General features: G+C 59.3%; 9 protein-coding genes and 1 tRNA gene. 7 read left to right on the top strand and 3 right to left on the bottom strand.

The features are described from left to right. Positions 1-109: 109 nt before the first annotated feature. The 3 genes from QP915_RS11480 to QP915_RS11470 all read right to left on the bottom strand — a co-directional run bounded on the left by QP915_RS11480 (position 110) and on the right by QP915_RS11470 (position 1049). The gene (locus tag QP915_RS11480; protein WP_284769419.1) at positions 110-244 is read right to left on the bottom strand and encodes a hypothetical protein; all 135 of its coding nucleotides are present in this window, start codon (positions 242-244) and stop codon (positions 110-112) included. Positions 245-418: 174 nt separating this feature from the next. Further along, on the bottom strand, positions 419-802 hold the full coding sequence (locus QP915_RS11475) for an NUDIX hydrolase (protein WP_284769418.1): 384 nt from the start codon (positions 800-802) through the stop codon (positions 419-421). Positions 803-830: 28 nt separating this feature from the next. Then, positions 831-1049: a hypothetical protein gene (locus QP915_RS11470; protein WP_284769417.1), complete on the bottom strand. Its 219-nt coding sequence runs from the start codon at positions 1047-1049 to the stop codon at positions 831-833. A gap of 249 nt (positions 1050-1298) precedes the next feature. Here QP915_RS11470 and QP915_RS11465 point away from each other — a divergent pair, with 249 nt between their 5' ends. The 7 genes from QP915_RS11465 to QP915_RS11435 all read left to right on the top strand — a co-directional run bounded on the left by QP915_RS11465 (position 1299) and on the right by QP915_RS11435 (position 7393). Further along, positions 1299-1661, top strand: coding sequence for a YidH family protein (locus tag QP915_RS11465; protein ID WP_284769416.1), 363 nt, complete (start codon positions 1299-1301; stop codon positions 1659-1661). Continuing rightward, positions 1654-1962 carry a DUF202 domain-containing protein gene (locus tag QP915_RS11460; protein ID WP_239194011.1) on the top strand — a complete coding sequence of 103 codons (309 nt, stop codon included), beginning with the start codon at positions 1654-1656 and terminating at the stop codon, positions 1960-1962. Before QP915_RS11465 ends, QP915_RS11460 begins: the two co-directional genes overlap by 8 nt. 44 nt (positions 1963-2006) lie before the next feature. Continuing rightward, a complete protein-coding gene (locus QP915_RS11455; protein WP_284769415.1) occupies positions 2007-2786 on the top strand; it encodes a hypothetical protein in 780 nt (259 codons plus the stop codon). A 91-nt stretch (positions 2787-2877) separates the two neighbouring features. Beyond that, positions 2878-4242, top strand: coding sequence for a magnesium transporter (gene mgtE / locus QP915_RS11450; RefSeq protein WP_284769414.1), 1365 nt, complete (start codon positions 2878-2880; stop codon positions 4240-4242). 260 nt (positions 4243-4502) lie between these two features. Further along, on the top strand, positions 4503-6077 hold the full coding sequence (locus QP915_RS11445) for an SLC13 family permease (RefSeq protein WP_284769413.1): 1575 nt from the start codon (positions 4503-4505) through the stop codon (positions 6075-6077). Positions 6078-6127: 50 nt separating this feature from the next. Next, positions 6128-7201, top strand: a complete 1074-nt coding sequence (locus QP915_RS11440; protein ID WP_284769412.1) for a GTP-binding protein — start codon at positions 6128-6130, stop codon at positions 7199-7201. A 119-nt stretch (positions 7202-7320) separates the two neighbouring features. Further along, a tRNA-Arg gene (locus QP915_RS11435) sits at positions 7321-7393 on the top strand. The last annotated feature ends 80 nt before the right edge of the window (positions 7394-7473 follow it).

Here is a 7473-nt window from a genome sequence, read left to right as displayed (position 1 = left end):
GCATATACTTTCCGGAAACCTACAGGTCAATCCGTGAAAATCCGCGATTCCGGACACACTTTTTGACCCTTAACCCGCAAAGCTCGGCTTAAGGGCTAAAATTCTGCTATTAGCGCTGGTACGCGGCGCAGCGGCGGAAGAGCACGAGCATGCCGATGCCGAAGATGAAGCTTCCGGTAAATGCCGCAGCACGCAAAGAAGTGACCTCGTGGAAGAGGGCGGGCACCAGGAGGATGGCGATCACAGAGCTAATAACTCCGAGGACGAGGAAACAAATCGTTGTGATAGGACCAGGTGTGGATGGGTGCGGCATGGCGGGACGTCCTTTCATCAATCATTCCTGATGAAAATAACTCTAAGTTGTCCTCCTAGAAGGCGCAATAGGAAGCGAGAAAGCGCCTTGGAGCCGGTCGGGGGTTTAGGAGCGTAGGGCGGGAAAGACCTTGTCACGCAAGAGGTGGGCGAGCTCGCGATCCGGGTTGGTGGGGTCGACCCACGCGATTTCGGCAATTTCTGCGGCAGCGCGGGCAAGGACGGGGCGCGGATAGGTAAAGATCTGTCCGCGCACGGTTTCGCCGGGTTCGTTGGCGGCCGGGGCGTCGAAGGTCCCGAGTAGGGATAGCTCAGGGAGGCGGACATCAACGCCGATTTCCTCTGCGACCTCGCGGGCCGCGGCCTGTACTGGGGTTTCGCCGACCTCCAGCTTGCCGCCGGGCAGCTGGAACTTGGTGGAAGACTCCTTGCGCACGGTCAGGACATGGCCAAAGGAATTACGGAAAACTACGGCGGAAACTTCAATCATGTGCCCGACTATAACTCGCTGCAGCGGATTAATTCAGAAAGCCTGGTACCCACTCGCGCCCCACCCGGGAAAGCGCTGCCCCCATTTGTCGCTGGTTGAGGCCGATGTCGAGGATGTCTTCATGTACCGAATCGCCGGCGAGCACACTCAAGAGCAGCCAGCCGTTTTTCTCGGCGGCGCTCACACGCAGATCGGCATGGCTTTTCGCTACAGCGGCGTCATAATATTTCAGCTGTGCAGGCGACACGGAAAGAAGTCTCTGCGTTGCGAGTTCTGGCAGGACTGCAGTGAAACCATCAGGAAAGAACACCATGGCGCGCGTGATGTTCTCGTCGCTGAAAAACTTGTCTTTGTTAGGGGAGGCAAGTTGGAAGTCGCATAGGGCGTGAATGCTCCATTACTCAGAGGCTGGCCTGCGCCTTTGAGACTACGGGAAGGCTAAGCGTTGCGCGGGCTTATCACGACGCGGATGGCAAATGAATATAAAGTGGTACCCATGAGTGACTCGAGGTTTCCCCGCTCGGTGTTCGCGGTTGGCACCGACCCTGATCCGCGTTTCACGCTCGCTAATGAGCGCACGTTCTTGGCGTGGATCCGCACCTCCCTGGCGTTGATTGCTGGCGGCGTGGCGCTCGAAGCCTTTGACGTTCCCCTGCCGACCGCACTGCGCTCTGCGGTGTCGGTATTCATGCTGGTCGTCGCCATTATTCTGCCGCTCGTGGCGTGGGTGCATTGGAAGCAGTCCGAACGTGCGATGCGCGAGGAACGTCCCTTGCCCTTTAGCTTTGCCATCCCGGTGCTCGTCGTGGCGATTATGGTGGTAGCGGGCGCGCTAGTAGTGGGCGAGTTTCTTGGCTAGCCCACTATTTGATCCCGGCCTGCAGCCCGAACGCACCCGGCTATCGTGGCAGCGCACCCTTTTGGCGTTGTCCTTGGTGGTGCTGGGGGTAATGCGGGCGGTAAGCGTGCACGTCTTCTTGCCACTAGTCTTCCTAGCCGCCGGTGTTGTGGCGCTGGCCTTAGCGGTGTGGCAGCGTGCCGCGCTTGTCGACGCCGCCTTATCCACCCACCGCTCCCTCCCCCACGCGGTCATCCTTGCGAGCACCGCGGGGCTCGTGTCCCTGCTGGCCGCCTTCGCACTGTGGGGGCTCTTCTTCTAGGTTCTCACCCGGCTCGGGGATCCGTGGCGCTGTATATTATGCCTATGCCTAAATCCCTATCTCTCCCTCTTGCCGTCCTCGCGGCGACCGCCGTTGCCGCCTTGAGCGGCTGTTCCAATTCCCCTGAGTCCGCCGAGTCCGCGGATAAGCCGAATTTCATCGGCACTGCCCCGAGCTCCTCTGCGGCGGCCGCTTCCGATACAAAGGCCGAGTCTCAGTCCTCGGCCACGGACTCCCCGGTAGAAGAAACCACCACCGAAGCCGCAGCGGATAAAGATGAAAACGATGCAGACAAGGACGCCGAGGGCGGCGGGGAAAATAAAATCATCCCAGTAGAGGCCCTTGATTCCCTGTGGGTGCCGGCGTTGTGCGATAACCAAGCGGGCAACTTGGAAGGCGGCCAGCTGCCACAGCATCTTAAGACCGGGATGCTCTTTGACGTTGCCGCGGCGGGTCTGAAGTTGAATCAGGACGATACGCCAAAGGGCGCCTACGCGGATATCAACGGTGATGGCAGGGACGAAGCCGTTATTACCTACGTTTGTAATAAGGGCGGTACGGGATGGCCGGATAATTTGCTCATCTATGACAACGATCTGAATTACATCACCAAGGTAGATGATTGGGAGCGCGAGGGAATGCCCCCAGCGCGTGGGCATATCCAGCAGCTGCAGTGGACCAAAGACACGGTCACCGTTACCTGGCGTGCCTATGCTGACGATGACCCGGCCTGCTGCGCTACCCAAGAATTCACCGGAAACCTCACGTTGGACGGGGATAGGCCGCACCTTGCGGTAACCGGTCACCGGCAGGTTGCCGGCTAGCGGGATTCCCTGCATCATGGCGTAGTCTAAATGGGCTGTAATTAATACTCAGGGAGCTAAATCCCAGAGGCAAGAAAGGCAGGGCAGGGCGATGGCGGAGACCGCCGAGCAGGCTAGCGATATCGTCGAAGCGTGGCTGAAACAAGAAGACGCCATCGACCCACAAAAGGCCCCGCGCCTGCAAGAACTTTTGGATAGGGTGCCGCTGCAGGATCTCATCGCCGTCGTCGAGCGGCAAAATGCCATCCGCGCGGCGCTGGCCCTGCGCTTGCTGCCGCGCCAAAAATCGATCGCCGTCTTTGATGCCCTCGATGCCAAGCACCAGGCGGATATCATCGATGAGCTGGGCAATACTGATGTCTATGAGTTCTTTGATGAGCTCGATCCGGAAGACCGCGTGGCCTTGTTGGACGAGCTGCCCGCGGAAATTGCGGACCGCCTGCTGCGCTCGCTGACCCAATCCAAGCGCGATGTCACGGGCGTGGTGCTGGGCTATGCCAAGGGCTCGGTGGGCCGCCGTATGTCGCCCGAGGTGCCCGTCATCCACCCAGAGATGAGCGTTAAGGACGCGCTATTCAAACTGCGGGAGACGGCGAATGAGCTAGAAACCATCTATACCGTGCCCATCACGCGCGAAGATCGGCGCCTAGTGGGCGTGGTGAGCCTGCGTGAAATCTTTACCGCCGATGCCGCTTTGACCATGGCCGATATTATGCACGATCCCATCTTTGCTCGTGCCGGTGCTGATGCCGAGGAAACCGCGCGGTGGTTCCTGCCATTGGATATCCTTGCGTTGCCCATTGTGGATGAGTCGCACCGCCTCGTCGGCCTGCTGACGTGGGACGATGCCACCGATATCGTGGAGGAAGAAGATAGCGAGGACTCTGCTCGCGCCGGCGGTACCGAAGCCCTCCAGCAGCCGTACCTGTCCACTCCGTTGCTCAAGCTGGTGCGTTCGCGCATCGTGTGGCTGCTCGTGCTGGCCGTCTCTGCGCTGCTCACGGTGCAGGTACTCGATTCCTTTGAAGACACACTGGCCAAGGCCGTGGTTCTGTCCCTCTTTATTCCGCTGCTAACCGGCACCGGTGGAAATACCGGCAACCAGGCGGCTACCACGGTGACGCGTGCCTTGGCGCTGGGCGACGTCCGCACGCGCGACCTCCTCGCCGTTATGTGGCGCGAGCTGCGCGTCGGCATGCTGCTCGGCGCTGTGCTGGGACTAGCTGGCCTGGCGCTGGCCACCCTGGTCTATGGCCTAAGCATCGGCCTCGTCATCGGATCAACGCTGTTTTTGATCTGTTCCATTTCCGCGACCGTCGGCGGGCTTATGCCCATCGTGGCTAAGACTATCGGCGCCGATCCGGCGGTCTTTTCCAACCCCTTCATCTCTACCTTCTGTGATGCCACGGGCCTGATTATCTACTTCCTGATTGCCAAGACCGTGCTGGGAATCTAGCACGCCTCCCTACGGTTCGGGGGTGGGGAAGTGGTGGAGTCGTTTCCGGTTTCGGGCAGGTGCGATGTGTGCTCTACGGGGGTGCGGGGGTGATTGCGTGTGGCGGGATATGGTTTCTGCGTCACATGTTTTGTATGGTCAGTGCATGCTTCGCAGTGAACTGGATAACTTTCGGTCTGCTGCCTCGGCCTAGCTAATAAACTGGGAAATACGGAGCATATCCCATAGCACAATCCTCTCTAAGTGAAGGAGCGCGCGGTATGACCACCCCGCATACTCACGAATCTACCGCCCACACCGAAGGTGACGAGGCCCCCGGAGCGCCGCGCAGCGAGTGGCGCCGTCAGTTCATCGGCCTTTTCATCGGCTTGGGTTTGGCCGTACTAGTCTTCTTTATCTTCCCCTCGAATGCGATCGAGACCGTACAGGGCTCCGCGGGTGCAGATCCGGAAGCCGAGTACACGCTCAGTGCCATCCGTACCGTCGCCGCAGTAACCATCTTGATGGGCGTGTGGTGGATGACCGAGGCCATTCCGCTCGCCGCCACCGCGCTGCTGCCGCTGATCATCTTCCCGCTCGCCGGTGTGGGCACGATTAAGGAAGTAGGCGCCCCATACGCGTCCGCCACCATTTTCTTGTTCATGGGTGGCTTCCTGATTGCGCTTGCCCTGCAGCGCTGGAACCTGCACCGCCGCCTAGCGCTATACGTGGTGAAAATCATCGGCACCTCGCCCAAGCGCCTGATCTTGGGATTCATGCTGGCTACCGGCTTTTTGTCCATGTGGGTATCCAATACCGCTACGGCAGTGGTGATGCTGCCGATCGGTACCTCGGTGCTCGCGCTGACCGCGGAAACCGTAGGTGGCTGGGAAAAGCAAAAGAAGTTTGCCACGGCGCTGATGCTGGGTATTGCGTATTCCGCCTCCATCGGTTCGCTGGGTACACTCATCGGCACCCCGCCGAATGCCTTCCTTAATGCATATATGGCCGATACCTGGGACGTAACCCTCGGTTTTGGTCGGTGGATGGCGGTTGGTGTGCCGCTCGCCGTGACCTTCTTGCTGATTGCCTGGGCCCTGCTCATTACCGTTTTCAAGCCGGAAATGAAGGATATTCCAGGCGGGCGCGAGCTCATTAATGACGAAATTAAGGCACTCGGCCCCTGGACCGGCCCCCAGATCATGACGGGCATCATCTTCGTCCTCGCTGCCGCAGCCTGGGTTACCCTGCCGCTGGTCCTCAAGGAGTTCGAGAACTATGACGATGCCATCGTGGGCATCGCCGCCGGCATCTTGCTCTTTATCCTGCCCGCGGACAACCAGCGCCGTATCCGCTTGCTGGACTGGAAGACGGCCAATGAAATGCCGTGGGACGTCCTCCTGCTCTTCGGCGGCGGCTTGTCGCTGTCCTCGGTCTTTAATTCCTCCGGCCTGTCCCTGTGGATTGGTGAGATGGCCAAGGGGCTTAGCGTCCTGCCGGTTGTCCTCATCGTCTCTGCCGTGGCTGCGCTGGTGCTCTTCCTGACGGAGATCACCTCCAATACCGCGACGGCGGCTACGTTCATTCCGATTATGGGTGGCGTTGCCGTGGGCGTGGGGCTTACTGCCGATGGCGATATCAACGTCCTTCTCCTCACCATCCCGGTGGCCCTCGCGGCAACCTGCGCATTCATGCTTCCTGTCGCCACCCCGCCGAACGCCATTGCCTATGGCTCTGGCTACGTCAAGATTGGCGAGATGATCAAGGGTGGCCTCGGCCTCAACATCATCGGCATCTTCCTCATCACCCTGACGGTGTACTTGCTGGCAGTGCCAATCTTCGGCCTGTCCATTTAAGGTTAGGGGCTTCGTAGCCATTCCCTAATGAAAAACGTTATCATTAGGGAATGGCTACACCCGTTACTGTACTGTCCGGATTTTTGGGCAGCGGAAAAACCACGCTCCTGAACCATCTGCTTGCCAACCGCGAAGGGCGCAAGCTGGCCGTCATCGTCAACGACTTCTCCGAGGTCAATATCGATGCCGCCCTCGTTGCTGGCGAGGGGCACCTCGAGCGCGGTGAGGATCGCTTTGTCGAGTTATCCAATGGCTGTATCTGCTGCACCCTGCGCGAGGATCTCATCGAGTCCGTAGGTAAGCTGGCCTGCTCCGGCCGCTTCGATCAGATCGTCATCGAGTCCACTGGCATTTCCGAGCCTATGCCCGTGGCCGCCACTTTTGAATGGGAGTTTGCGGACGGCACCACGCTTGCCGACGTCGCCCCTATCGACACCATGGTCTCTCTCGTGGATGCTTCCACCTTTCTTGATTACCTGCGTCGCGGCAAGAGCCTCGCGTCTGAGAATATTGAGGCCACACCCAGCGATGATCGTACCGTGGCAGACCTACTCGTGGACCAAGTCGAGTTTGCTGACCTCATCCTTGTTACCAAGACCGATCTGGTTGATGCTGCCGAAACCGAACGCGTCATCGCAACCGTTCGCGCTATGAACCCCCGTGCCCGAGTCGTAATGGTCACTGATGGTGCCATTGACCCACGGCTGGTCCTCGATGCCCACCTGTACGACGCCGCCACTGCCGCGGCTTACCATGGCTACGCCGAGGAGCTGGCTAAGCCGCATACGCCTGAAACCGAGGAATATGGCATTTCCTCCGTCGTTTTCCGCGCCGACCGTCCCTTTAACCGCGACCGTCTGCTCGCCGCCCTTCGTGCCAGTACCGGCCTGGTGCGCTCTAAGGGGTATTGCTGGCTCGATACCGATCTTCAACTCGCTCACGCTTGGCAGCAGGCTGGGCCTAACCTTCAAATCCTGCCCGCTTCGCTCTGGGCTGCAAATGACGTGACGCCCGGTACCGAAATTGTCCTTATCGGTATCGACTTCGATCACCGGTCCACCCTCAGGGCGCTTCAGGGTGCTCTGCTTTCCGACGCCGAAGTTGCCGCCCTCATCGCCCCCTAATTGCCTCCATTTCCATCAGGTGAACGCCGGGTGAACAGGCGATTTGTTAGTTTTCCGGACCGTGGGTATAGTAAATTCTCGTTGCACAGCAGAGCACACGCACTGCTCACCAACGGTCTGCGCCCGTAGCTCAACGGATAGAGCATCTGACTACGGATCAGAAGGTTGGGGGTTCGAATCCCTCCGGGCGCACAAATGTCATGAGTCGCGACATGTTTGACAGATGAGTCGCGACATCGTTGACAAACCGGCATTCCAGTTGCTTTTTGTTC

It is taken from the genome of Corynebacterium sp. MSK158 (assembly GCF_030229085.1).
Classification (GTDB): Bacteria; Actinomycetota; Actinomycetes; order Mycobacteriales; family Mycobacteriaceae; genus Corynebacterium.
This window is presented reverse-complemented; position numbering and strand designations above follow the sequence as displayed.